Origin of the sequence: Paenibacillus sp. FSL H8-0259 (assembly GCF_037963255.1) — a bacterium.
GTDB classification, from domain to species: domain Bacteria; phylum Bacillota; class Bacilli; order Paenibacillales; family Paenibacillaceae; genus Paenibacillus_AQ; species Paenibacillus_AQ phytohabitans.
In genome coordinates this window covers 3,720,741-3,746,663 of record NZ_CP150147.1, presented here as the reverse complement: position 1 = coordinate 3,746,663, position 25,923 = coordinate 3,720,741, and the positions used below count along the sequence as shown (strand labels likewise).

Annotated in this window: 27 protein-coding genes; 2 read left to right on the top strand and 25 right to left on the bottom strand. The window is 52.8% G+C overall.

From position 1 onward, the window contains the following. Positions 1-316: 316 nt before the first annotated feature. From ftsY to NSU01_RS15830, 12 genes are all read right to left on the bottom strand, one after another. Positions 317-1,315: a signal recognition particle-docking protein FtsY gene (ftsY, locus tag NSU01_RS15885; RefSeq protein ID WP_042136924.1), complete on the bottom strand. Its 999-nt coding sequence runs from the start codon at positions 1,313-1,315 to the stop codon at positions 317-319. A 146-nt stretch (positions 1,316-1,461) separates the two neighbouring features. After that, positions 1,462-5,031 carry a chromosome segregation protein SMC gene (gene smc / locus NSU01_RS15880; protein WP_076244889.1) on the bottom strand — a complete coding sequence of 1,190 codons (3,570 nt, stop codon included), beginning with the start codon at positions 5,029-5,031 and terminating at the stop codon, positions 1,462-1,464. Between the two features lie 192 nt (positions 5,032-5,223). Next, complete coding sequence (gene rnc, locus NSU01_RS15875) at positions 5,224-5,928, bottom strand: ribonuclease III (RefSeq protein WP_039307426.1); 705 nt, start codon at positions 5,926-5,928, stop codon at positions 5,224-5,226. 12 nt (positions 5,929-5,940) lie between these two features. Next, complete coding sequence (fabF, locus tag NSU01_RS15870) at positions 5,941-7,179, bottom strand: beta-ketoacyl-ACP synthase II (RefSeq protein ID WP_076244886.1); 1,239 nt, start codon at positions 7,177-7,179, stop codon at positions 5,941-5,943. Positions 7,180-7,400: 221 nt separating this feature from the next. Next, positions 7,401-7,634, bottom strand: a complete 234-nt coding sequence (locus tag NSU01_RS15865) for an acyl carrier protein (RefSeq protein WP_039307421.1) — start codon at positions 7,632-7,634, stop codon at positions 7,401-7,403. Between the two features lie 121 nt (positions 7,635-7,755). Next, positions 7,756-8,505: a 3-oxoacyl-[acyl-carrier-protein] reductase gene (gene fabG / locus NSU01_RS15860; protein ID WP_039307455.1), complete on the bottom strand. Its 750-nt coding sequence runs from the start codon at positions 8,503-8,505 to the stop codon at positions 7,756-7,758. A 51-nt stretch (positions 8,506-8,556) separates the two neighbouring features. Beyond that, positions 8,557-9,480: an ACP S-malonyltransferase gene (gene fabD / locus NSU01_RS15855; protein WP_042136919.1), complete on the bottom strand. Its 924-nt coding sequence runs from the start codon at positions 9,478-9,480 to the stop codon at positions 8,557-8,559. A gap of 90 nt (positions 9,481-9,570) precedes the next feature. Beyond that, on the bottom strand, positions 9,571-10,560 hold the full coding sequence (locus NSU01_RS15850; RefSeq protein WP_144026103.1) for a beta-ketoacyl-ACP synthase III: 990 nt from the start codon (positions 10,558-10,560) through the stop codon (positions 9,571-9,573). An 8-nt stretch (positions 10,561-10,568) separates the two neighbouring features. Then, entirely contained in the window at positions 10,569-11,558 is a 990-nt protein-coding gene (gene plsX, locus NSU01_RS15845; protein WP_042136916.1) for a phosphate acyltransferase PlsX, read from the bottom strand. Then, positions 11,542-12,138 carry a transcription factor FapR gene (gene fapR, locus NSU01_RS15840; RefSeq protein WP_039307413.1) on the bottom strand — a complete coding sequence of 199 codons (597 nt, stop codon included), beginning with the start codon at positions 12,136-12,138 and terminating at the stop codon, positions 11,542-11,544. The genes plsX and fapR overlap by 17 nt, the downstream gene beginning before the upstream one ends. 312 nt (positions 12,139-12,450) lie before the next feature. Beyond that, a complete protein-coding gene (gene rpmF, locus NSU01_RS15835) occupies positions 12,451-12,624 on the bottom strand; it encodes a 50S ribosomal protein L32 (RefSeq protein ID WP_019911234.1) in 174 nt (57 codons plus the stop codon). Between the two features lie 53 nt (positions 12,625-12,677). Beyond that, positions 12,678-13,199, bottom strand: a complete 522-nt coding sequence (locus NSU01_RS15830) for a DUF177 domain-containing protein (RefSeq protein ID WP_039307410.1) — start codon at positions 13,197-13,199, stop codon at positions 12,678-12,680. A gap of 204 nt (positions 13,200-13,403) precedes the next feature. On the opposite strand from NSU01_RS15830, the gene NSU01_RS15825 reads away from it, so the two are divergent. Beyond that, complete coding sequence (locus NSU01_RS15825; protein ID WP_076244884.1) at positions 13,404-14,642, top strand: nucleotidyltransferase; 1,239 nt, start codon at positions 13,404-13,406, stop codon at positions 14,640-14,642. Here the strand turns inward: NSU01_RS15825 and NSU01_RS15820 are convergent. After that, positions 14,632-15,672, bottom strand: coding sequence for a SepM family pheromone-processing serine protease (locus NSU01_RS15820; protein WP_052421855.1), 1,041 nt, complete (start codon positions 15,670-15,672; stop codon positions 14,632-14,634). The two genes, NSU01_RS15825 and NSU01_RS15820, sit on opposite strands and share 11 nt — an antisense overlap. 160 nt (positions 15,673-15,832) lie before the next feature. Between NSU01_RS15820 and NSU01_RS15815 the strand changes: the two genes are divergently transcribed. Further along, the gene (locus NSU01_RS15815; RefSeq protein ID WP_076244882.1) at positions 15,833-17,086 is read left to right on the top strand and encodes a nucleoside recognition domain-containing protein; all 1,254 of its coding nucleotides are present in this window, start codon (positions 15,833-15,835) and stop codon (positions 17,084-17,086) included. On the opposite strand, the gene coaD is transcribed toward NSU01_RS15815, so the two are convergent. The 12 genes from coaD to NSU01_RS15755 all read right to left on the bottom strand — a co-directional run bounded on the left by coaD (position 17,058) and on the right by NSU01_RS15755 (position 25,778). Continuing rightward, positions 17,058-17,576 (bottom strand): pantetheine-phosphate adenylyltransferase, encoded by a 519-nt coding sequence (coaD, locus tag NSU01_RS15810; protein WP_144026102.1) that lies wholly within the window; start codon positions 17,574-17,576, stop codon positions 17,058-17,060. The genes NSU01_RS15815 and coaD overlap by 29 nt on opposite strands. Beyond that, positions 17,560-18,168 carry a 16S rRNA (guanine(966)-N(2))-methyltransferase RsmD gene (rsmD, locus tag NSU01_RS15805; RefSeq protein ID WP_042136912.1) on the bottom strand — a complete coding sequence of 203 codons (609 nt, stop codon included), beginning with the start codon at positions 18,166-18,168 and terminating at the stop codon, positions 17,560-17,562. The genes coaD and rsmD overlap by 17 nt, the downstream gene beginning before the upstream one ends. 361 nt (positions 18,169-18,529) lie before the next feature. Then, on the bottom strand, positions 18,530-18,805 hold the full coding sequence (locus tag NSU01_RS15800; RefSeq protein WP_076244880.1) for a hypothetical protein: 276 nt from the start codon (positions 18,803-18,805) through the stop codon (positions 18,530-18,532). Positions 18,806-18,860: 55 nt separating this feature from the next. Beyond that, positions 18,861-20,588, bottom strand: a complete 1,728-nt coding sequence (locus NSU01_RS15795; RefSeq protein ID WP_083705575.1) for an alpha/beta fold hydrolase — start codon at positions 20,586-20,588, stop codon at positions 18,861-18,863. Between the two features lie 77 nt (positions 20,589-20,665). Continuing rightward, complete coding sequence (locus tag NSU01_RS15790; protein WP_042136910.1) at positions 20,666-21,130, bottom strand: GNAT family N-acetyltransferase; 465 nt, start codon at positions 21,128-21,130, stop codon at positions 20,666-20,668. A 52-nt stretch (positions 21,131-21,182) separates the two neighbouring features. Beyond that, positions 21,183-21,434: a hypothetical protein gene (locus NSU01_RS15785; protein ID WP_042136908.1), complete on the bottom strand. Its 252-nt coding sequence runs from the start codon at positions 21,432-21,434 to the stop codon at positions 21,183-21,185. A gap of 141 nt (positions 21,435-21,575) precedes the next feature. Next, positions 21,576-21,710, bottom strand: a complete 135-nt coding sequence (locus tag NSU01_RS15780) for a sporulation protein YjcZ (protein WP_099052468.1) — start codon at positions 21,708-21,710, stop codon at positions 21,576-21,578. 151 nt (positions 21,711-21,861) lie between these two features. Beyond that, positions 21,862-22,284: a hypothetical protein gene (locus NSU01_RS15775; RefSeq protein ID WP_042136906.1), complete on the bottom strand. Its 423-nt coding sequence runs from the start codon at positions 22,282-22,284 to the stop codon at positions 21,862-21,864. A gap of 100 nt (positions 22,285-22,384) precedes the next feature. Beyond that, positions 22,385-22,666: a holin gene (locus NSU01_RS15770; protein ID WP_039305999.1), complete on the bottom strand. Its 282-nt coding sequence runs from the start codon at positions 22,664-22,666 to the stop codon at positions 22,385-22,387. A gap of 5 nt (positions 22,667-22,671) precedes the next feature. Next, positions 22,672-23,475 carry a glucosaminidase domain-containing protein gene (locus NSU01_RS15765; protein ID WP_076244876.1) on the bottom strand — a complete coding sequence of 268 codons (804 nt, stop codon included), beginning with the start codon at positions 23,473-23,475 and terminating at the stop codon, positions 22,672-22,674. Positions 23,476-23,620: 145 nt separating this feature from the next. Continuing rightward, positions 23,621-23,725 carry a sporulation protein YjcZ gene (locus NSU01_RS15760; protein WP_197073088.1) on the bottom strand — a complete coding sequence of 35 codons (105 nt, stop codon included), beginning with the start codon at positions 23,723-23,725 and terminating at the stop codon, positions 23,621-23,623. A 418-nt stretch (positions 23,726-24,143) separates the two neighbouring features. Further along, positions 24,144-25,778, bottom strand: a complete 1,635-nt coding sequence (locus NSU01_RS15755; RefSeq protein ID WP_076244874.1) for a sensor domain-containing diguanylate cyclase — start codon at positions 25,776-25,778, stop codon at positions 24,144-24,146. Positions 25,779-25,923 lie beyond the last annotated feature (145 nt).

Genomic DNA, 25,923 nt, shown 5'->3' with positions numbered 1-25,923 from the left:
CCATCACCTATGATGCGGACTGAAATTCAGCTATTCTTGCAAATTCCGGCGATTTGCGGAGCATTCGGACTGAGAATCCCTTATATGACTTCTGACGCCTCATTGTCAGCTCAAATGAACAGGATAACGGAATCTCAGTCCGCTTCACTATCAAAAAGCGGTTGTTTCAGGAAATAAGCTCCTCTCAGGCCGCTCCCCTTACTGGCTGCAGCTTCCTCTTGCTTTCCCACACAAAAAAGCCCCCAGGGCATTTTCGCTCCCTGGAGGCCTTATAGATTACGTTCATACTGGTGCAGCAGGAGTTGAGACCCGGATATTACGCTTGTCCTTCGGTCTCTTCCTCTTCGGAGATCATGCCTGCGAACAGGGCATGCACGAACTGGTCGGAATCAAACGGCTGGAGGTCTTCCATCTTCTCGCCCAGACCCACGAGCTTCACCGGGAGATTCATCTCCTGGCGGATAGCAACTACAATCCCGCCCTTCGCGGTGCCGTCCAGCTTGGTCAGCACCAGCCCGGTCACGCCGCTCTTCTCTCCGAACAGCTTGGCCTGACTCAGTGCATTCTGGCCGGTCGTTGCATCCAGCACCATTAGTACCTCATGCGGGGCACTCGGTATTTCGCGCTGAATGACCCGGAAGATTTTGTTCAGCTCTTCCATCAGATTGCTCTTGTTCTGCAGTCTGCCTGCGGTATCACAGATCAGTACGTCTACGTTACGCTGCTTGGCAGCCTGTACCGCATCGAACATAACAGCTGCCGGGTCAGAACCTGCCTGCTGCTTGATCACATCCACGCCGGCACGCTGGCCCCAGACCTCAAGCTGTTCAATTGCTCCCGCACGGAAAGTATCGCCTGCCGCCAGCAGCACCTTCTTGCCTTCCTGCTTATAACGGTGCGCCAGCTTGCCGATCGTTGTAGTCTTACCGACCCCGTTCACGCCTACGAACAGAATGACTGTAATGCCATCCGGGTTCTCGTTCAGACTGTTATCGTCATCGCCGCGCAGCAGCTCCATCAGCTTGCGGGAGAGAATCGGCTGCAGCTCTGCAGCATCCTCGATCCGCTTCTGCTTCACTTCGATGCGCAGCTCTTCCACCAGATTCATTACTGTATTAACGCCGACATCGGCACCGATCAGAATCTCTTCCAGCTCTTCATAGAATTCTTCATCTATCTTTTTGCGGCGGATGATCAGATCAGAGACCTTCTCAACGAAGCCCTTGCGGGTCTTCTCCAGGCCGTCGCGGAATTGTTTCGTTACGCTTTCCGTTTTGCCGGAGATGCTTTCTTTCAGTTTCTTAAAAAAGCTCATAGTGTTCCTCCTAGATTTTTGTAAGGATCAACTCCATAGATTTCGCTTCGTACAAAAATAACTTCGTAAGCCTAAGCTTAAGTTTTATGAAGCGATACTGTTTAGAATTACTCCGCAATAAAACCCGCTTCGTAAGCATCTGCCTATCAGGCAATTTCCGCCTCTTCATCCTCCAGCCGCACCGATACGAGCTTGGATACGCCGCCTTCTTCCATGGTCACGCCATAGAGAACATCGGCTTCCTCCATCGTTCCTTTGCGGTGGGTGACTACGATAAACTGTGTCTGCTCCGAGAACTCGCGCAGATATTGGGCGAAGCGCACGACATTGGCTTCATCCAGCGCCGCTTCCACTTCATCCAGTACGCAGAAGGGCACCGGCTTAACCTGAAGGATCGCGAACAGCAGCGCCATAGCGGTCAATGCGCGTTCCCCGCCGGACAGAAGCTGCAGGTTCTGCAGTTTTTTGCCCGGAGGCTGAGCAACAATATCAATCCCTGTATCCAGCATATGCTCCGGATCAAGCAGCATCAGGTCTGCCCGTCCACCCCCGAACAGCTTTGAGAATACCGTGCCGAATTCACGGCGGATAGCATCAAAGGTCTGCTTGAAGCGTTTGGACATTTCCTCTTCCATCTCATGAATGACATGATACAGCGTAGTTTTGGCTTCGACCAGATCATCTTTCTGTCCGCTGAGGAAGGTATAGCGTTCATGCACCCGCTGATACTCTTCAATGGCGCCCAGGTTCACCTCACCCAGTCCGGAGATGCTGCGCTTCAGACGCTGTACTTCCATCTGCGCTGCAGGCACATCCTCGGGAACCGGATAACGCTGCTTAGCCAGCTCATAGCTTAGTTCATAATCATCGCTCAGCTTGCGCAGTATATTATCCAGCTCCACATCCAGCCGCCCGACGGCAACCTCCGTTGAACGGAGCTTGTCTTCAACCCCTTTAAGCGCCTGCCGCTGGTCTTTGGTCTCTCCTTCGGCCAGCTCCAGCTTGCGTGAGATCGCGGTGCGGTCGGCACGGGCCAGGTCGAGCTTCGCTGAGGTATCTTCCTTCTTGAGCCGTAAGCTGTTCACATCTTCCTTCTGCTTCACAGCTTCGCGTGTATTCTCTTCGAGATCCTGCTCGATGGTCATCAGCAGGCTGCGGCTCTGCCGCAGCTCTTTCTCCTGCGAGCCGGCATCCTGTCGCATACGCCGCAGCTGTTCCTCCAGGGAGAAAATCTCCTGGTCCAGCTTCCCTTCCGTAACCTTCATGCCTGTCAGCTTACCCTGCAGCTCTTCCTTGGCGGTTTCATTTGCCTTACGGTCAGATTCGGCATTCCGGATAGCCTCGTGGGCTTCCTTCTCTTCCTTCTCCAGCCGGGCAAGCTCCGCCTCCGCCTGCTTGCGGGTCTCTTCGAAGCCGCGGACCTCATTCTCGAATCCGCTCCGCTCTGCGCCAGCACCCTCTACCTGCTCCTTGACGTGGCGAAGCTCCTGCTCCAGCTGCTTCAGATCACCGGATACCCGCTGCTCTTCCAGACGTTTCTCGTCACCGTCATGCCGCAGCTCTTCCAGCTTCTGCGCCGCTTTATCCTGCTCGGCGCGCAGACGGAGGATTCCCTGCTTCAGCTTGGCGATCTGCTGCTCGCTCTCTTCAATCTCGCCGAACAATTGGTCCAGCTGCCGTTTGCGGCTGAGCAGACTGTTGTTCTTCTTATGCTGGCTGCCCCCGGTCATCGAACCGCCGGCATTGACAACATCTCCTTCAAGCGTTACGACTCTGTACCGGTATTGACATTTGGCCGCAATGCGGTTCGCCTGCTCCAGGCTCTCAGCGATAACCACATTTCCCAGTAAACTCCCTACAATGCTAGAATACTTCTCTTCGAAACCAACCAGCTCAGAACCGATCCCGACAAACCCCCCGGCACCTTCCACCATACTGCGGTCACTGCCGGTAATCTGCCGGGGCCGGATTACATCCAGCGGCAGAAAGGTCGCCCGTCCAAGCTGGCGCTGCTTCAGGAAAGCAATCGCTTGCCGGGACACGGCTTCGTTCTCCATAACAACATGCTGCAGTGAAGCGCCCATGGCCGTCTCGATAGCCATTTCGAGCTTCTCCGGAACGGAGATTAGTTCAGCAACCGCGCCGTGTACACCGGTTAACTGTCCTTTGCGTGCACCTTTCAGCACTTCCTTAACCCCAAGCATGAATCCGTCAAAATCATCCTGCATTTCCTTCATCGTCTCATGCCGGGAGACCTGGGCTTCGCGTTTCTGCTCCCATTTGCGCAGGCCGCTTTGCGTTTCCTCCAGCAGCTTCTGCCGCTTACCGGTCTGCTCGCTCTCCGTAATGTACGCGCCGCGCAAAAGGCCGATTTCCTTGCCGAGTCCGGCAATCTTGTCCTTAAGCCCGCTCTGGGCAGAGGTCAGCTCCTCCAGCCGGGCTGTCCATTTGCCGCTCTCTTCCTGGCTGCGGCTCATCCGCTTCTCCAGGCTCTCCTTCTGCTGATCCGCATAGCGGATTTCATTGCGCGCCTGAGCCATCAGGTTCATCAGCTCGAGCAGCGCGCTCTTCAGCTTCTCTTCCTTGCTCTGGCTGATGCCCCCGGCAACACCCTGCAGCCGGGATTCTTCATCAGCCAGCTGCAGACGCAGTTCCTCCAGCGCCTGCCGGGACTGCTTCAGCTTATGCTCAAGCTCCGCCAGCTCACGCTGCCGTTCCTCCGAACGCCCCCCTACAGAACCCAGGGTCTGCATCAGCTGTTCGCGGTTGTTCTCCAGGTTGCGGCGGCGTTCCTTGAGGAGCTCTCCGTAGCCTTCGCTCTTCTCGTTCGCTTCGCTGTAGTGCAGCAGCTGCTCCTGCAGCTTCTCCACTTCCTGCTCCAGGCTCCGCAGCTCGGCACGGCCGCTCTCCAGCTTCGCATCATGGGCGGAGACTACCGTGGACAGCTCAAGTTGTTCATTCTTCAGCAGCTCAAGCCGTGTATTGCCTTCCTGCCAGGCCGTATGTATGCCTTCAATCTGATGCACATACACCGAGATCTCGAGATGCTTCAGCTGCTCACGCAGTTCCTTGTAACGGATAGCCTTCTCAGACTGATCCTTCAGCGGCCCCACCTGATCCTCAAGCTCACTGATCAGGTCATGAATCCGCAGCAAATTCTGCTCGGTCTCGTCCAATTTGCGCCCGGCGTCTTTTTTGCGTGATTTATATTTAACAATCCCCGAAGCTTCTTCAAATATCCCCCTCCGGTCTTCAGAACGGGTACTGAGTATCTCTTCAATCCGGCCTTGTCCAATAATCGAATAAGCCTCGCGGCCGATCCCGGTATCCATAAACAGCTCTGTGATATCCTTCAGCCGGCAGGCTTGCTTATTGATTAAATATTCACTTTCTCCGCTGCGGTGCACACGGCGGGTAACCGTAACCTCGCTGAAATCCAGCGGCAGTACATGATCCTCATTATCCAGCGTAAGGGAGACCTCGCCGTAATTGACCGCTTTGCGGGCGTCACTTCCGGCAAAGATAATATCCTCCATTTTACCGCCGCGCAGTGATTTGGCACTCTGCTCGCCAAGCACCCAGCGTATGCCGTCGGAAATATTACTTTTGCCGCTTCCGTTCGGGCCGACTACGGCCGTAATTCCGCGCACAAATTCCATTTCCGTTTTGTCGGCAAATGATTTGAAGCCCGCTAATTCAATCCGTTTCAGAAACATAACTCGCCTATCACCTCTAACCCATTATACCATAGCGTTTCCTTGCCTAGAATCGTCAAACTCCAATCCGGGCACCCTGTTACATCCTTCATTTCGAAAAAGAGCAGCAAAAGTCTGACTTCCGCCTAAACGCCGGCATTCAGACCATTGCTGCTCTACTCCGCTTGCTCAGCTTTGCTGTTCAAGTCTACCTCAGGCACCGTCTTCCTTCAGACGCAATAACGCCGCTGCCGCTGCCTGCTGTTCCGCTTCCTTCTTGGAACGGCCGCTGCCGCTGCCCAGCGATCGGCTGGCCATGAACACTTCAGATACGAATTCGCGCTCGTGCGCCGGTCCGCGTTCTTCAATAATCCGATATTCCAGCGTACCCATGCCATGATGCTGTATCAGTTCCTGAAGCTCTGTTTTGAAATCGCTCATCTGCATTTGCAGCTTACCATCGGTTTCGACCAGCGGGAAAACGTGATTATCCAGAAACTTCCGGGCCGTTTCCAGTCCCTGATCGAGATAAAGCGCTCCCACGAAGGCTTCAAACACATCGGCCAGCAGAGCCGGGCGGGTACGCCCGCCCGTAAGTTCTTCCCCTTTACCCAGCAGCACAAACCGTCCGAAACCGAGCGTCTCGGCAAACCGGACCAGCGACGGCTCGCATACAATAGCGGCACGCAGCTTGGTCAGTTCCCCTTCAGGCCTGTCCGGGAGCAGATTGTACAAGTATTCGGACACCGTAAGCTCCAGCACAGCGTCACCCAGAAATTCCAGGCGCTCGTTGTCCTGATGCTGATTGAAACGGTGTTCGTTCACATAAGATGCATGGGTAAAAGCCTGCTTCAGAAGTACAGGATCGTGAAATTGGATTTGAAGTTGGCTTTGTAACTGCTTCAGGTCTCCTTTCACTGCACTGTCCCCCTACTTATTATATTTTTTGAGTATAACAGTCGCGTTATGGCCTCCGAATCCGAATGAATTCGACATCGCGATATTTAGATCCGCCTTGCGGGGCACATTCGGAACATAATCCAGATCACAATCCGGATCAGGGTTGTCCAAATTAATCGTAGGAGCAATTATGCCCTTCTGCAGCGAAAGACCGCAGATAATCGCTTCCACACCGCCGGCAGCGCCAAGCAAGTGGCCTGTCATTGATTTGGTGGAACTGATTGCTACCTTGTACGCGTGCTCACCCAGAGCTTTCTTGACAGCCGCGGTTTCCGACTTGTCGCCTACCGGTGTAGAGGTACCATGCGCATTGATGTAATCGATATCCTCCGGATTAATTCCGGCATCGCGGATCGCCATCTTCATGCAGCGTGCTGCACCGTCAGGATCAGGCTCCGTCATATGATGGGCATCGGCACTCAGGCCATAACCAATCACTTCGGCGTAAATCTTGGCTCCGCGTTTCTCTGCATGTTCCAGAGATTCGAGAATCAGGATTCCTGCACCTTCACCCATAACAAAACCGTCACGGTCAACATCGAACGGGCGGCTTGCCTTCTGCGGCTCTTCATTGCGGGTGGACATGGCTCTCATCGCACAAAAGCCTGCCATACCTGTAGGACGGATGGTTGCTTCTGCACCGCCGCAGATCATCGCATCCGCATCACCGCGCTGGATCAGCCGGAAGGATTCGCCAATGGAATGGCTGCCTGTCGCACAAGCGGTTACCGTCGTTGTATTCGGACCTTTGGCACCGAGATTGATCGACAGCTGGCCGGAGCCCATGTTGGCAATCATCATTGGAATGAAGAACGGGCTGACCCGTTTCGGGCCTTTTTCCAGCAGCAGATTGTGATTGTCTTCCCAAGTACCCAGACCGCCGATACCGGAGCCGACAGAAACGCCGATACGCTCAGCATCGATATCTTCACCAATCTTCAGTCCGCTGTCCTTCAGGGCTTCTTCGCCGGCAGCAACCGCAAATTGCACGAAACGGTCCATCTTGCGGGCTTCCTTACGGCCGAAACGTTCCTCAGCATTGAAATCCTTGACCGAAGCTGCGATTCGCGTAGTATATTCACTGACATCAAAAGCCTCAACAAGAGATACTCCGGATGTACCGCTCATCAGACTGTCCCAGAACGTTTCCAGATCCTTGCCCAGCGATGTCATCACTCCCATACCTGTAACAACCACTCTTTGACTCAAACGCGTTCACCCCATCTGTAGGCTGTATATACTTCTACAACATGTAAATGTATTCCGGCCAGAAGTCTATATAAACTGCAGTCGCCGCAAAATTAACCAATCTGCGGTTCTGTTATTTTCCCCATAAAGATGCTCATGCACCCTTTGCTGCTGCCCTTAAATTACCTTAAAATGAGGAGAAGTCCCGCCCTGGCAGGAACGGGACCCTCAATCATATGACTCTAGGTATGAGATTGTATGTACTTCACAACTTCACCCACGGTCGTAATACTCTCTGCATCTTCATCAGAGATTTCCATATCGAATTCATCTTCCAATTCCATAACCAATTCTACTACATCAAGAGAATCAGCACCTAAATCATCTTTGAAAGACGCTTCTAATGTTACCTCAGCTTCATCGGCACCTAAGCGGTCGATGACAATGCGTTTTACACGCTCCAATACATCGGACATCCGGTTCACCTCCTCTTTTGGTATTATACGAGATATGAAGTCAAAATACCATAGAGCACAAAAAACGCTTTCTGGCCGCCTCTGCTCTCTTCCCCCGTAATGATCTAACGCTGGCGTTACCTTACATGTACATTCCGCCATCCACATGAAGTGTCTGGCCTGTCATGTAGGCTGCCCCTTCCGAGGCCAGGAATACCGCCGTATTAGCAATGTCCTCCGCCCGCCCAAGCTTAGCAAGGGGAATCCCCTTAACCAGCTCACTGCGGACTTCATCGGACAGCTCACGGGTCATATCGGTATCGATGAACCCCGGCGCAATGCAGTTCACGGTAATTCCCCGTGAAGCCAGCTCGCGTGCCGCGGATTTCGTCATCCCGATAACCCCAGCTTTGGCAGCCGTATAGTTCACCTGACCGGGATTACCCGTCACACCCACGACAGAGGAAATATTGATGATCCGGCCGTAACGCTGTTTCATCATCGGACGTGTCGCTGCCTTCAGGCAATTGAACACACCCTTCAGGTTCGTCTCGATGACCTGGTCGAATTCTTCCTCTTTCATGCGCATAATCAGATTATCCCGGGTAATGCCGGCATTATTCACAAGAATATCAATTTTTCCCCAAGTGTTAATAACCTCTTTCACGAGGTTCTCAGCCTGTTCGCTATTACCGACATTCCCTTGCAGAGCAATTCCTTCCGAGCCCAGCTCCTGTATCCGGGCTACAGTTTCCTCTGCCGCCTGAAGGCTGCCCGAGTAGTTCACGGCAACCTTCACGCCCTGCTCCGCCAGTGCCAGTGCAATTGCGCGGCCAATCCCCCGGGAACCGCCGGTAACAAGGGCGGTCTGACCTTTGAGTGCTGCAAACATTTCCAGTTGTCCCCCTTCAATAATCATGCCGCTATTCTCATGCCAAGCGGATTACCAGCCAGTCTGAGCGCTCTCGAGACTGTTGATATTCACGAGCTTAACATTCTTGTCAATTTTGCGGATCAGGCCTGCCAGCACGCTGCCGGAGCCGATCTCTACAAAAGTGTCCACGCCGTCTGCAATGAGCCATTCCACGCTGTCCTGCCAGAGTACAGGAGAGAATACCTGCGCTACCAGCAGATTACGAATCTCTTCCGGATCCGTAACCGGGGCAGCTGTGACATTGACGATTACCGGCATAAGAGGAGCATTAAAGGTTACTTTCTGCAGCTCTGCAGCCAGCTGTTCAGCGGCTTCCTTCATTAATGAAGAGTGGAACGGGCCGCTGACCTCCAGCGGAATTGCCCGTTTGCCGCCTGCTTCCTTAACACGCTGCACCACTTCATTCACGCCAGCCACGGTGCCGGAAACCACGATCTGTCCCGGGCAGTTGACGTTAGCCAGCTCAACGGAATTGCCAGCCTCTGAAATACTGCGGCAAAGTTCCGAGAGGGCCGCACGGTCTGCGCCAAGTGTAGCAGCCATAGCCCCTTGTCCTCCTGGTACAGCTTCTTCCATGAATTGTCCGCGCAGACGTACCAGCCGCACTGCATCCTCATAAGAGAGGACCCCGGCGGCTACAAGAGCGCTGTATTCACCCAGACTGTGACCTGCTACATAATCAGGCGTTACCCCTAAATCCCGCAGTGCTTCCAGATAAGCCACACTGGCTGTAACCAATGCCGGCTGTGTATTGACAGTCTGTTTAAGCTCGCTCTCAGGTCCTTCAAATATAAGCTTGCTTAGCGGAAATCCAAGTACTTCGTCACCCTTTTCAAATACTGCACGGCTCTGCGGCAGGGCTTCATATACATCCTTACCCATACCAACTGCCTGTGCACCCTGACCGGGAAAGACAAATGCGATTTTACCCATGGTGCTAAAAGCTCCCTTCCCGTTAACAGCGGCTCCTCCCGCCTTACGCCAGGATAGAACCGCTTCGTTCTGTTAGTAATGCCCTGTTCTTTACCAGATCAGCACGGAAGCTCCCCAGGTGAGTCCGCCGCCGAAGCCGACCATAAGCACAGTGTCGCCTTCCTTCATCCGGCCTTCCTCTGCTGCTTCCACAAGTGCCAGCGGAATGGATGCCGCTGAAGTATTCGCATATTTATCAACGTTGATGACACATTTCTCAGGCGGCAGATCCAGACGCTGCATCGCCGATTGAATAATCCGGATGTTGGCCTGGTGAGGCACGAACAAGTCGATATTCTCCTTGGTCAATCCCGCTTTGGTAAGCACACGTTCCGTAGCCGTGCCCATCACGCGCACTGCGAACTTAAATACTTCACGGCCGTTCATATAGATGAAATGCTTCTTGTCTTCTACCGTCTGCTGGGAAGCCGGCAGACGTGAACCGCCTGCTTCCATCTTGAGCAGGCTGCCGCCGGAACCTTCAGCGCCAAGATCGAAGGACTGGAAGCCGCGGCCTTCCGGAACTTCACCTACGATAACTGCGCCGGCACCATCACCGAACAGTACACAGGTGTTGCGGTCTGTATAATCCGTGATGCGCGACAATGTGTCCGCACCGATAACAAGCGCATTGTTATACATGCCGTTCTGGATAAAGCCGGTTGCCGTAGCCAGACTGTAGACAAACCCGGAGCAGGCTGCCGACAGGTCAAAGGCCGCAGCCCCCTTAGCACCCAGCTTGTCCTGAAGAATACAGGCTGTGGATGGGAAAGTGCTGTCCGGTGTAACTGTGGCCACAATAATAAGATCAAGCTCTTCCGCCTTCATGCCGGCGGATTCCAGTGCCTTCAGCGCTGCTTCATAAGCAAGATCGGAGGTGGCTTGTTCCGGAGCGGCAATATGCCGTTCCCGGATTCCTGTACGGCTGACAATCCATTCATCGTTTGTGTCGACGATCTTCTCCAGATCGCTGTTGGTCAATATTCTTTCGGGTACATATTTACCTGTACCAATGATTCCTACCGGACGTAATTGTTTCATATCGTCACTCACTTCCCGCTAATTTCTCTGGATATACTGGCTACCAGATCCGCCTGCAGCGCAATCCGGGCCTGCCTTACCGCATTCTTCACCGCGTTGCCATCGGAGGAACCATGCCCCTTCACTACTAGACCGCTAAGGCCGAGCAGCGGCGCTCCGCCGTGCTCCTTATAATCCATTTTGCCCTTAAGACTTCTAAGCTCCGGCATCAGTATGGCTGCGCCCAGCTTAGTCTTAAGCGACTTGCTGAATTGCTCTTTGAGCAGAGCGAACATGGCCCCTGCCGTTCCTTCCAGCGTCTTCAGAAGGATATTGCCGGCAAACCCGTCACAGACCAGCACATCGCAGGCTCCGGTGAGCACATCCCGCGCCTCCACATTGCCGACAAAATGAATTCCTGTCAAAGCTTCAAGCAGCGGATAAGCTTCTTTGGTCAGCTCATTCCCCTTGCCCGGCTCAGTCCCTACGTTCAGCAGGCCTACCCGGGGCTTCGCAATGCCATGGACCTTATTGCGGTATATGCTGCCCATCAGGGCATATTGGGCCAGATGCTGCGGCTTGGCATCCATATTGGCACCCAGGTCCAGGGCTAATACGCCGACATCATCCAGCGTCGGTATCATCGCCACCAGGGCAGGACGTTCTATACCCTGCATTCTTCCCACAACCAGCAGCCCCGTAGTCATAAGTGCTCCGGTATTGCCTGACGAGATCATGGCATCGGCTTCACCTTCGCGCACCATCCGTCCGGCGACTACCATGGACGAATCCTTTTTACGGCGGACCGCCTTCACCGGCTCCTCATCGGAACCGATCACATCCCCCGCATGACGCACCGTCACATTGGACGGCTTGTTCTTCAGCAGCGGCGCAAGTCTGGCTTCATCACCGACCAGCACGATCTGCGTATCACTCCACTCCGCAGCTGCAGCCAGGGCCCCTTCTACATTACACTCAGGAGCATTATCCCCGCCCATGGCATCAATGGCGATCAGCACTCCGGTTTCCCCCTTCGCTGTACTCTTCAATTGCAGAACGGTACACTACAAAATGGCCTTGAAATACCAGTTCTTCTCCAACATATGTAAACACGTCCACCTCAGCTTTGCCGTTCCGGCCCGCAAGCGAGCGTACCTGCGCTTTGGCGATACATTTCTCACCCAGCCGGACCATGCGCACGAACCGGATATCGGCTGAAGCGGTCAGGGCAATTTCATCATTGATAACAGCAACTGCCAGCGAATTCGCCTGGCCGAAGACATAGTGGCCGCGGGCAATCCCGTTTCTGGAGAAGACATGCTCTTCACGGATCTCAAAAATAGAAATCCCGCTCCGGTCCAGCTGCAAATCGACTATATCACCAACCACTTCGTCGACAGGCAGCGAGCGGACCTGATCATAGGAGTGCTCTGCCATTTGCTTCATCCGTTCACGCAGCTCGGGAATCCCCAGCTCCATCCGGTCCAGCCGGATCGTCTGAATGCTCACCTTCAGCTGGCGGGTCAATTCCCGGTCCGTTACAAAAGGATTACCTTCAATGATTGAGAGCAGCTGCTGCTGCCGTTCTTTCTTGGACAACCGTTCGATGGCGACTCACCTCCTGGCACATGCCTCTAATGAAAAGCATCCGGCCGCAAGAGTGGCCGCTTGTAGTTATAACTCTCTGTTCTTAATTAACAATTAGAACCAGGTACTAATATGTAGTATAAAGCATGACGCCGCAAAAATAAAGCTTTGACTTGAAAACCCGCGCAAACCCGCGGCGGGCTTGGGGAAACGGTGCAAGAATCTGAAGGAAACTATCATGTAAAGCATATAAATTCATATATCCCCAAAAAAATAGCACTTCACCGGCAGATGAAGTGCTACTCTTATATGCAAATTTGCAAACTATTGTTTGATGATCTCTCTTGCTTTGTAGGTTCCGCAAACTTTGCATACGTGGTGAGCCAGTTTCAGCTCTCCGCATTGTTCACATTTCACCATACCTGGAACTACCAGTTTAAAGTGAGTACGACGCTTGTCACGGCGTGTCTTGGACGTTCTGCGTTGTGGTACTGCCATGTTAATCAACCTCCTGATTTTGGTTTTGACCCGTTATAACCCGGGATTTGTTCTTAGTTATCTTGCTTGGTAAAGAATCCTTTCAACCCAGCGAGTCTTGGATCGATCACTGTGTTGTCGCAACTGCAGGTGCCTTCGTTCAAGTTCTGTCCGCATTTCTGACAAAGACCAAGACAGTCTGCCTTGCACAATACCGAATCCGGTAAGTGCAGTACGAAATTTTCTTCCACATAGGGGATAAGATCCACAATCTCATCCTTGATGTAAATGAGTTCCTCACCTTCATCTTCCGGAAGAATTGGCTGTTTAAGCCACTTGAAAGTCTCAGCGAAAGGAATGTTCAGCTTACTGTTAACCTCCGTGAGACAACGTGAACATAACATGTCCACTTCTCCACTCAGTGTTCCCACCACGTTCACACTATCGGTTCCCGCGGGCAGCGCTTTAAGGTCTACTGAGAGTGGTGCAACAGCAAGAATATCCTTGCGCCCTTTGACAACCTCACTGACATCCACAACATCGTGGAGGACCAGGGGCTCGTCGGCATTCGCTAATTTGCGAAAGTGAATGTTCATAGTTATCACTCCAAACAAACAAAATTTATTATACCTATTATTACCGGACTTTGTCAACCATTTTTCCTTTATATTGTTTCAGGGACAGAGACAATTTATGATATACATAAGTTAAATACAAGAAATCTGCAAAAAACGGGAAGGAATGAACCTGATTTCGGAACCCGAATCGTCAGATATCCCAGAATAGGGCGTGAAGCAAACGTGACAACTGTAGGCATTATAGCCGAATATAACCCTTTACATAACGGGCATGTCCATCATTTCAGCGAGGCCAAAAGAATCTCCGGAGCCGAAAGCTCCATCGTCATCATGAGCGGCCCGTTCACCCAGCGCGGCGAGCCGGCGGCGGTCAGCAAGCGCGCCCGCACCGAGATGGCGCTGCATATGGGCGCCGACCTCGTGATTGAGCTGCCGGTGGCGTATGCCGTCCAGCCGGCGGAATGGTTCGCCTTCGGAGCGGTATTCCTGCTGGAGGCGACCGGCGTCGTGGACAGCCTGTGCTTCGGCTCCGAAGCCGGCACTTTGGGCGCGCTGCTCCCCCTGGCGGGATTCCTGGCCGAGGAGAGCAGCGCGCTTAAGGACGAGATCCGCGCGCGCATGGCGCAGGGCGCGGGATTCCCCGCCGCATACAGCGCAGCTGCGGCGGCGGCCTGGAAGGCCTCTTTCATGGGAGAGGAGAAACCGGCAGATGCCGAAATTCTATTGCGGCAGCCCAACAACAGCCTCGGCCTGCACTACCTGATCGCGCTGCAGCGGCTCGGCAGCGCGATCAGGCCCTTCACCGTGCCGCGGACCGGCGCGGGCTTCCATGACCCGCTGCAGGGCGGGTCGTCCATTGCCAGTGCGACAGCAATCCGCAGGCTGCTGCAGGAAGGCGGCTCTCCGGCGGCATACATGCCGGAGTATAGCGTGTCCATCCTGGAGAGAGAGCATGCAGCGGGCCGGGGGCCGGTTATACTCGAGGACTTCCGGGCTCCGCTGCGCCACGTGCTCTCCACACACTCAGCAGCCGAGCTGCGGACGGTGCAGGATATGAATGAAGGGCTGGAGAACCGGATACTCCGCATCCTTCCCCAGCTCGGCAGGTTCACGGTCGCCGGTCTTCTGCAGGAGCTGAAGAGCAGACGCTACACCCATACACGGCTGCAGCGTCTTCTGCTTCATACTTTGCTGAATCACAGCAAAGAAGAAATGACCCCGGCCGCACTGGCCCAGGGTCCGGGTTATATCCGGGTTCTCGGCTTCCGGGAGAGCGGCCGCAGGCTGCTGAAGCAAATGAAGCAGCGCGCGGCACTTCCGGTAGTGACAAGCCCTGCGCGCTTCTCCCATCCCATGCTGGAGCGGGATCTGCAGGCGGCAGCTGTGTTCGCTGCTGCCTATGCCGATCCTGTACGAAATGATCTATACAGCGATTACCTGGAGCCGCCGGTCAGGATTTGATGACCGGCTGTTCTTCCATATATTTCAGCGCGTCTGACAGTGTCGATACCGGAATCAGCTTCATGTCGGTGCCGATCTGGTCAGCTTTCGCCTTGGCTTCTTCATAGTTTTTGACCGGAACAAAGAAGAATTCGGCACCTTTGCGGTCAGCAGCCACAATCTTATGCTTCACTCCGCCGATTGCCCCCACATTTCCCTCAGCATCTATTGTACCCGTACCTGCTACCCGGTGGCCCTTGGTCAAATCCCCCGGAGTGAGCCGGTTATAGATTTCCATGGTGAACATCAGTCCTGCGGAAGGTCCTCCTACATTCGTATCCACAAAACTGACGCCTTTCCCCTCTTCCTTAGGCTGGACCTTCTGAACGGCTCCGATAACAACCCCGAAGCCCGGCCGTCCGGCCGAGGTTTCTTTATCCTTAACCTCCACCAGCTTCACCTGCTCGGAAATTTCCTTGCCTCCACGCTGCAGGACTACCTCAACGGTATCGCCGATTTTGTATGCGGACAGCAAGGCGGACAGAGCCGCCGGATCGGCTGCGTGCTGTCCTTTTACACTGATAATCTTGTCGCCCGGCTTGAACTGGCCCTGATTGGTTGCATCCGGCACCGAGAACACGTACAAATAATCCACAATATCCTCATAGGGCACTTTGGCAGCATGATAAGCGGCCTGTACAGCATACGACTGTGAACTGTTCATATAAAAGACCTGCTCAGCCGCGTATTCCTGCTCCGTCTTATCCTGCAGGCGGGTCTCTTTCAGGACAACCTCTGCATTCGAGTTAAATACGGAGGCGACCAGAAGAGCCACATTGGCATAACTGGCGGATACGGTAGTCATCATGAACGTGCCCTGCTCCTCGGGATCAGCATTCTCCACCTTGATCATCGGGGCTACCTCGGAGGCGCTTCCCGGCTGATACACAATATACGGAGTATTCATAAAGACAGCAACATAGAGAATGACCACAAATGTAAATAAGTAGGCTGTGGCGCGGATACCCACACGGCGTTTCTGTTGCCTCAAGTCTCTTCCCCTTCTTTCCCGCGGCATGCAGCCCCGGCATTGGAATGTGCTGCCAGGAGCCGGGAGCTTCTCTCCGGCTGTGGCATGATGGTTGTCTCCCCTGCATAAATTGATAACAAGCTCTGCCCATGTCCTAAGCTATGAAGAGGTGATGCTACTAATGATTAACTTTACAATACGGCGGTTCTTCCGGGGTTCAGCTCCATTCCTATCAGGGGCGGCTGCGATCCTGCTCGCTATAGCGATCGTCCTGGCACCGGAATCGTCATTCAAGGCTTCCCTTGCGGGACTGAAGCTCTGGTGGACCCTTGTCTTCCCGGCACTGCTGCCATTCCTGATCCTGTCAGAGATGCTGACCGCTTCAGGGTTCGTGCATGGCATCGGCGTCCTGCTGGAGCCGCTGATGAAACGCCTGTTCCGGCTTCCCGGAGCAGGCGGCTGGACGCTTGTGCTCGGAATCACCGCCGGCTTCCCGGCCGGAGCCGGAGCGGTAATGCAGCTGCATAAGCAGGGGGACATCACGGACAAGGATGCCGGACGTCTGGCCTCCATGGTCCATTATGCCAGCCCGGTTACACTGCTTATTGTCGTCGGCACCGCTTTTCTCCACAGTCCGGCAGCCGGATATGCCCTGCTTGCCATTCACTGGCTGTCAGGCCTTGCCGCCGGATGGCTATCCGCTCTCTTCAGCGGAACGCGGAAGAATAGCGGGGCCGCCGCCACTGTCAGCAGACTGCCCGGCAGAGGCCCGCACGCCAAAAAAGCATCCTTGCCCGGGCGAATCCATCAGGCGGCACTGGATGCCCGTGCCAGAGACGGACGGGGCTTCGGCAAGGTGCTCGGCGAATCTGTATCCGCCGCCGTCCAGAATCTGATGATCGTAGGCGGCTATATGATCATGTTCGCTGTAGTTATTAACATCATCACCAGGCTCCTGCCGCAGCTCCCGTCCCCGCTGGCTTCCGGAGTGTTTGAGATTCACCTCGGCGCCCATGCGTTAACCTCGGATTCTGCCAGCCCTGGAGGGTTCTTGTCCGGCAGTCTTCTCGGTCCCGCTTTGCTGTCAGCTCTGCTTGCCTGGAGCGGAATCTGCGCACAGCTTCAGGCGCTGACGGTGCTTAAACCGGCTAATATCCGCTTTCTCCCGTTTGCTGCAGTCCGGTTATTGCATGGACTAACCGCCTTTGCACTAACCTTCCTGCTATGGAAGCCGCTCGTAAGTATCCGCGCCGCTGTACTTCCGGTCTTCACCGGTACCGGTTCAGGCAGTCCGGAACCCGGCTTGGGCACTGCAACCAGAATATGGAGCTTGTTCCCTCAGATCCTTAGTCTGCAGGGACTAATACTCCTGCTCCTGTTAAGCTTATCAGTGGCTCTAAAGCTTTTTACTTGGCGCCGCCATCCATCCGCTTGAACTTAAGCTTCATAGCCTGTTCCACTTCAGGCGTTACAAAATCCGAGACATTCCCGCCAAAGTGGGCAATTTCCTTAACCACACTTGAGCTAAGATAGGAATATCTCGGATTGGTCATCATAAATATCGTTTCCGCTTCGGGATCCAGATTATGATTAATGGATGCATTCTGCAGCTCATACTCAAAGTCCGTGACCGTACGGATTCCCCGGACAATCACCTGTGCATCCTTTTGCCGGACATAATTAACGAGCAGATCACGGAAGCTGTCGACCTCTACATTCGGGATGTCCGCTGTAGCCTGGCGCAGAAGCTCTGTGCGCTCCTCGACTGAAAATAACGGATTCTTGCTTAAATTGTTCAGCACCGCCACAATCAGCCTGTCGAACTGTTTCGCTGCACGATGAATAATATCCATATGCCCCAGGGTTACCGGATCAAAGGTTCCGGGATAGATTGCCACACGCTCTTTTCTAATTTGCAGACTCATCATTAACCTCCTCGCCACTGACGGCAACTTCCTGCAGAGCAGCTTCATACTGATAGATTGAGATCGTAGTCTCCCCATATACGGATTGCCGTGTCCTGCTGAATCCCGGTATATTCTCCGGATATTCATAACCCGATTCATGCTCAAGCACAATTACGGCATCAGGCTTCAGCAGATTCTTGGCTGCCATCGTCATCATAAGCTCATCCCCGTGCTTCAGACGATACGGAGGGTCCAGAAATACAAGGTCAAACGCTCTCCCCCGCTTCTCCAGCGCAGCCAGTGCTCTTCCGGCATCATTGCGGTAGACTTCGGCCTGCGCCTCCACCTTGGCTGCCTTGAGATTCGCCCGCACAGTGTCGAGCGCCTTCTGCTCCATATCCACAAATACGGCTGCTTCCATCCCTCTGCTCAAGGCCTCAATCCCAAGTCCCCCGGTACCGGCATACAGATCCAACGCCGTTCCGCCTTCAAAATAAGGACCGATCATACTGAATAAGGCTTCCTTCACTTTATCGGTTGTAGGCCGGGTGCCCTTGCCTGGAACACTCTTAAGCGGCCTGCCCTTTGCAGTGCCCGATATTACTCTCAACGATCATCCACCTGCTTTTATGTCTCTATTTATTATGCCGTTTCAGGGCATAAGTCCAAGCCTATAGTACCACAATTATTCCGTGAAATAAAAAGATTGTCCGACTTTGTCACAATGCGCTGTTCAGAAGTTTTGGAGAACGGATGTATAAAAGTCCGGCAACCGGGCCATCCTGTAACTATCGACATCGCAAAATGTCGTAGACAACCGCGGAGCAGGCTTACGTTTCCCCATAAGCTCTTCGTCCGGTTTCTCCTCTCCCATGAAAGAGGCTCCCGAAAGGGAGCCTCGATTTTTTGTGTGATGGGAAACCTATACAAAAAGAAAAGCCCGGCACCATGCAGTGCCGGACTAAGAAAATTTATTTAATTCTTTTAATGAGCGCCTCTTGCTCAATCGAGCGTGCCGAGAGGAGTTCGATAATCCGATGCTGATTCTCCAGAATGGACTCCATCCGGATTACCCGTTCATTGGTATCCAATACCGCACGTTTAATCAATTCCTGATCCTGCTTCACTATTTGCACTTCTTGCTTCAAGCCGGTCTGTTCAGTCTCAATCCGTTCCAAGCGCTCATTCACAGGCTCTAATTCTTCACGAATGACGGATCTTAACAACTTTGCCAGATCATTATCCATGCGCCCGCTCCTTAAAACTTAATAAATAGATTGTACCAGAACCAAGCTTCTTATTCTACCTGCTCTGCTTCAAAATCCACTGCCCCATATCTTTAATCACCTGCTCATCGACCATACCCGGGACATTATATTCATCCGGTGTTCCTGCCCCCGCTCCTTCATAACCTACGAAGAAATGATTCAGGCCCGGATACAGCTTGAACTCTGCCAAGCTATTATTCTTCAGAACATCCTTCCAGAGCGGATAATCCACGTCCGCATAGACCTGGAAATCATCGCTTCCCTGCATAACAAGCACAGGTTTGGTCAGTTTCCGGCCCAGCTCGGCGGTACTGTGCTGATCCATTTCCTTAAAGTAATAGGCAGCTGCACCAAACACAGCCGGAGCTGCTTTGGCCTGCTCGTCTGTCAGTGCCGGCAGCGCCTTGGCTTTGGCCAGCTCCGCATTCACGCTGGAAGCGGCCTCTGCCTTAGCCGGGATAGCATCATCCAGCCTGGAGATCACTCTCATATTCTGGTCGTAGATAATCTCCCACAAGCTTCGCGGTGAGCCAGCAAGCAGGATTAACCCGGCGAAGTTACCGCCATCCGCATCGATTCTCGGGCCCAGCATCCCGCCCAGGCTGTGCCCGGCAAGATATACCTGCGCAGCATCCAGACGCTTGTCCTTCTTAAGCAGAGCTGCCGCTGCAATGGCATCTTCAACCGTTTCTTCCTTAACGGTAACCGATGCGGCAGCACTACCCATGAATTCCTGCGGATAGCTGTAGCCCCGCTTGTCATAACGCAGAACTGCAATTCCCTGCTCTGCAAGGCCATATGCGATGTCACGGAAGGGCTTGTACGCATATGCCGCTTCATTAAGATCAGAGATACCCGATCCGTGCACCAGTACTATAGAAGGCAAAGGCTTGCCGGTAGCTTTGGGGAGTGTCAGAATGCCCTTAAGCGGATGTGAGGTGCCTGCTCCTACTGTAACCGCTTCTTCGGTAACACCTGCCGGCAGAGCCAGCTCCGGCGCTGCTTGCGGATCTTCGTACGGAGCAAACCATAGTCCCTGAATCTGGCCACTGCTGTTAACTGTAAGCGTCACCGTGAGCTTTCCATGTGCAAATACAGCGGTACCGGACAGAGAATACCGCCCATTGTCACGGCTGCTTTTCAGTGAACCGACCTTACCATACTCTCCATAAGCAGCAGTAAAGCCCTCCCAGACCTGCTGAAGTTTGAGACTCGACAAGTTATTCCGCACCTCTGTACTGAAGAACCGGTCTGATAATGCTTCATACTGGCCGGAGGCAAGCAGCTTCATTACTGACTCGGTATAATTCTGCGGTGTGCTTACTTCTGCCTGGGCGGAGCCCGGACCGGGCTTGGTGATATAGCCGATCTCATCCAGCAGCGGCAACGGCACATAGATACGATTGTTCTTCAGAACAGCTGCACCTTCAATGGTAAGTGTATCCTTTCCATTTAGGATAAACTGACCGCCTCCCAGCTTCATCAAGAGCTCTATACCGCTGAGCTTGATTTGCAGACTGGAGCTCTCTTTTATGTAAGCCGTCTGAAACCCCAAAGCTTCCCCCGCCTTACGGACAGGCACCATGATCATTGTACCCTCCAGATATGGCGCCTCGGCTGCAGGGAACTTCAATACTTCACCGTTCACACTCAGAGTTACTTTGTTATCCGCTGCCTGCGCTACCCGCGGTGTGACAAAGCCCGCAGATAACAGCAGAGAGCAGGCCAGCATGGACAACAAGAATCGTCTTGGTCTTCTCATTGATTACAACTCCCTTCAATAATCACATCCTTTTGTTTATACGGGGCGTTTGGCAGATAGTTACATAATTCACAAACTTATTTTCCGCCATTCAAGTCCTGTGATAAGCGCACCATATCCCTGCAATGTATGCCATTTTCATATATGATCTCCGCGTAGTGTCTGGTGAAAAAATCAAAATCTATGCCAACGATCCGAAAGCCGCATTTTTGATATAACGCCAGCTGCCCCACACTTGAATTCCCCGTCCCCAGTTCAATAGTTGTATAGCCCGTTTGCTTCGCCGTCTCAATAGCCTGCTGCACCAGCATCTTGCCGATCCCTTTGCCCTGATGCTCTTCAGCAACCGCCACATTCACCAGCTCGGCTGTATCCGGCCGGGTAGGCAGCAGCACATACACACCCAATACCTCCTCATCCTGGACAGCAATATAGCAGTCTCCACTAGTGAGGTAGTTCTTCACCAATGATACGGACGGATCGGCGGACAGCAGCAAATCCATCGGCGGCAATTCGCCGGGCAGCAATTTCCTGATATCCATACATGCCTCCTTGTTCTGAAACATCAAATCCTGTATCTCAACCAGCGTAAATTCAAATTCTGCCCGATTCTTTCAATAAAATAAAATCATGGCCGCGCCGGGTCATCTTCATTCCGGCAGTCCGGACGGTTACAGTGCCATTGCCAGCTCTCAGGAAGCTCACATTCTCCACCATCCGGCTGTCCACAAGCTCCTCCATAATATCGGCATACGCCCCGGCCTCCAGCCCCATTTCATCCTGACCGACCGGCTTGTCCAGTTCAATCCGCTTAAGTATGGCATAGACCAATTCCTTCTCTTCCATGAAGCACCTCTTTCATAACTGCACTGATTGCCATGAAGACAATGACTACTATTATCGCATATTTCTGCCAGACATAGCTAATCAGAAAAAAAGCGCAGTCCCAAGGCCTTAGCCCCGGACTGCGCTGCCTTACGTTAAGTTCTAGTAGAAGCAGGCACTCAGAATAATGACCAGCAGGATATAAAGTACCAGAATCGCACCGGTTGAAGTCCAAGGACTTACCGGAACCACATTAACGCCGCCTACATTACCACCGTATCCGCAATCTGCACCCATGAGATTACCTCCTTCAAAATGATGACTACAGAACAGAATATGAGCAGAATGCCTTAACAGATTGGGCGAAACGGTCAAAATTTGGGGGTATGTACAAGGGCATCCTGCCCGCCCGGTCAACCGAACCGGACAGGATGCATGAATCTGCAGATTAATCGGAAACCAGAATTCCGTCAAAGCTCTCAGGACCTACACGGACCGTACCGAGAAGGTTAGAGGTGATGAATGCAGTATAAGTCAGTTGCGGAGTAATCGGCGGAATGAAGTCATCCGCAGAGAACGTAATAACCTGTGGAGCCAACACACTAAGGCTGAAAGTTGAGGTGGCAGAATACACAAGCGGATCCGTGGGCAAAGTTCCTCTTACAATACTAATAGTGACACCAACCAGTGCAAGCGGAAGCGACACAGATACCGTACCTTTAAGAATTACACGCGGATTCGTCGTTACACCTTGAGTGATAAGACCAATCTGCCCAAATAGCTGGGGAGCATTGATAACCAGAATCGGTATTGCAATAGAGTTGGCAGTACTGGCATTCTGCGAAGTTCTTCCATCAACATAAGTTCCCATATCAAGCACCTCCTTTCTTCATATACAGTGTATTAACAAGTCCCCGGGAATGCTTGGATATATCGCCAATGCACATCTCCCCATATCAAGAGCAGCCTGCTTAGTCTTCCTTGGTAGTCCCACCACGCTTGTTAAACGCCAGTTCAAACAATCCTGTCGCCGACAATCCCGCAAGCCCGCCTGCCCATAAACGCAGAATAAGGTTCATGTCTGTAAAAGGATAGGCTACAGCTCCGACCAGCAGACCAATACCCAGTCCCACTGCGGGAACAACGTTGCGCGGAAGATTCACACTGTTCTTCACCAGTTGAACCAGTGCCATCACAAAGACGGCCAACAGCGAAGCAAACGCCAGCACATTGTTAAGCGCATCGTTGTACATAAGTTCTACACCTCCTTCCTGGTAACCAGCAGTCCGGCCCTGTTCAGCACCGTCAATATCCGGTAGAAATCATAGCTTCCTCCCGTAGGGGTATCGAGTAATCCCGCTGCCACCGCTGCCTGAACCGCCGGCTCTGCCCAGGCAGGTATACTGACTGCAGCACGGCCTTCTATTGCGGTAACCCTTTCTGCTACTCCTTTAATTGCCTGTCCCTGTTCCAGAACACCTGTTTTGAGTGTATCCCGGCTCACTGTAAGTCCTGCCAGCAATACCCGCATCTCCTGAAGTTCCGTTTCCAGAGTCGCAAGCCTTTGTTTATCTTCAGCCGACATCTCCTCATCCTCCTTCAGCTCATCGTATTGATACAAGTTATAAGCATCCATAATCTGAATCAGCTTTGACGCGTAGTTCGGATCGGTCGCATACCCTGCAGCGGCAATCTCCCTGGCAGCCGTTCTGCCGTCCGCTCCAATCACCTTGCTGTATAAGTCCCGGTTCCAGGATACGCCCTGGGCAATCAGCGCAGAATGGTCGGCCACAGACTCACCCCAGTTATTGTAGGCTCTGAAAAGCGCAGATACCTGCACAGCTTGGCCGTTCCTATATTCCGTAGTCCGGATTGATAAGCTTCCGGCGGGTCCGCTGCCTTTGATGCCAAACAGATTATTAGCCTTCACGGTCAGGCTGCTGTTCCCCCAGCCGGATTCCAGCGCGGCCTGGGCAATTGTCAGGGAAGCCGCAATATGACTGCGCTGCATATCAGCCAAGGCAAAGGAGACCATTCGGGAGATAAACTCAGAATCCGTCATTTCATCACATCCCTTCCTACTATATTAAATGCTCGTTCAGTTAAGCTGCCTGTGCTTATCCCTGTTACTCCAGGGTCATTTATGCAAAAAGCGCCGGAGCTCCCGCTCCGGCGCTTCTTTAAGTTATTCGTCCGGTTAGCTTCAGCTAAAATACGCTGAGGATAATAACCAGCAAGATAAACAGTACCAAAATGGTAGCAGCAGACGTTCCAATACAGCCATAGCCGTAACCAGCCACATTCTCTCCCATTACAATTCCTCCCTCAGCCTGTGCCGTCATTATGTCTTTCCTTAGCATCATATGCCTGAGGTCCTGAAAAAACTGGGCTGATGCACAATATGGTAATTATAAGCAAAAAAAGTATTGTGAAATCTTCCATCGTAGCGTAAACTAGTAATAATTAACTATATCGGAGGGACTAATTTACTATGCCTTCATATTATTTTAAGGAATTCTGGACACCGCTGAGTTGGGTAGGTATTAAGTTTTTCCGGGATGACGAAGGATTTCTATGGGTTAAATGGTGGTCTAAGCCACGCAAGAGATTACGCTGACTTCGTTAGATACATATCTGCATATAGTTCTCTATAACCAGAATGCCAAATAACCTCTCTCTGTCATTTGACGGAGAAAGGTTATTTGCTGTGATGAATATGCGTTGGAGAACTTAAGAAGCCGCCTCAAAAGTAATCCGGTTCTTTCCGCTCCGCTTGGAAATGTATAATGCTTCATCCGCCAGCCGCAGGGTTTCAACAGTGTCGCTGCCCCCGTCCGGTGTCCATACTGCCGCGCCTACACTACAGCCGACATGCAGATTCTCGCCTCTGATCACAATGGGCAGATTGATTTTACTGATAATCCGTGAAGCCACAATTTCTGCCTCCTTCATAGGTTTGCCGGCAGAAGTATTAAGAATAATAACGAACTCATCCCCGCCCAGCCGGGCTACGATTTCATTATCACGTGTACAGTCCATCAGTCTGAAGGCTACCTCCTGCAGCAAGGCGTCGCCGATTGCATGGCCGAAGGTATCATTTACTTTTTTGAAGCCGTCCAGATCAAGGTATAAGAAACTAAGCGTTGTGCGGTTCTGCTTGGCTTTGCTGACCGCATGGGCCAGAAATTCATCCAGCGCTGCCCGGTTGGGCAAGCCCGTAAGCTTGTCATGCAGCGCCATGTCCGACATGTAGCTCAGCTTGTTCTCTGTCTTGGTCAGATTATTCACCAGGTTGCGCAGTGACGCAGACAGAATCGCCACATCTTTGAACCGGGTCGAGGATGGAATCTCCACATCAGCGCCGGAGCTGAGCAGATCGGCTGTGCGGGTAATGTTCCTCAGCGGACGGCTGATCCATCCGGCCAGCAGCCAGCCGATAACCGCGAAGACAGCTGCGGTGATCAGTCCGCTGATCAGAATAAAGCGCTCAAGCTGATGCACCGAGGCAAATGCAATATCCGCTGGCTGGCGGATAATGACCGACCAGCCCAGCCCGGGATAATTCAGATAGCCGTCCCCGTAGGCATAACCGGTCAGATAGGAGTCCTGATTCCGCTCCTGTTCAATAATCCATGAACTATTACCGCTGCGGGCTTTCTGCAGCACTTCATTCGGCATTCTTTTGCCGACGAGTGCCTCGGGACCCAGAAGGATCGTGTCATCTTTCCTGCTGACTACAAACACTTCCACACCCTTCAGGCGCTCCTTGAGCGGGGTCACAATGGAAGCCTCGACCTCACGCGACCACTCCCAGCTGAGGTGCGCAGCCAGTACACCGCTTGTCCGGCCTTGCTTGTCAGTAACCGGCACGCTCACATCCACAAACTGTAAGGCTTCGCCGGTAGGATTCGGAAGCAGCTTGGAGAGCAGCACCGCATCATGGACATCACCGGTGAAGGTCCCCTTCAGGCCTTCCTGAAACACCGGCCTCTGGCTAATATTCGTACCCTGGAGTATATGATCTGTGGAAGAAAGGACATTCCCTTTATTATCGAGGAAACCCACCCAGGTGAACACCGGCAGACTCTTCTTCAGCTGATCGAGCAATCCGCTGACCTCTGAGGAGTCAACCGGCTCCTGAAATGCATTAAGCTTGCTTAATACCTCCACTTCTCCGGAACGCGACCACATGAAATGATCAAGCTTCTCAGACATTTGGTAGGCTTCTTCCGCCAGAGAGCTGCCAATGCTGACCTCTACGGACTGTGTAGACCGGTTGCCGATAACATAGCTGAGCAATGCCGTTAACAGGATGATAATGACCGCAAAAGCCGTTGAAAATAACGTACGCAAATTTAAAGACATTCACATTCTCCTCTTCGGAAGACCTTTTCATAGCACCGACCGCCGAGGTTGCCTGGTAGCTCACTCTATGTCGAAAAGGGTCGATAATTATTTATCGGAAGGAATAAGCGGAAATATAATACAGCTTCCGGCAGACTTGCGGATT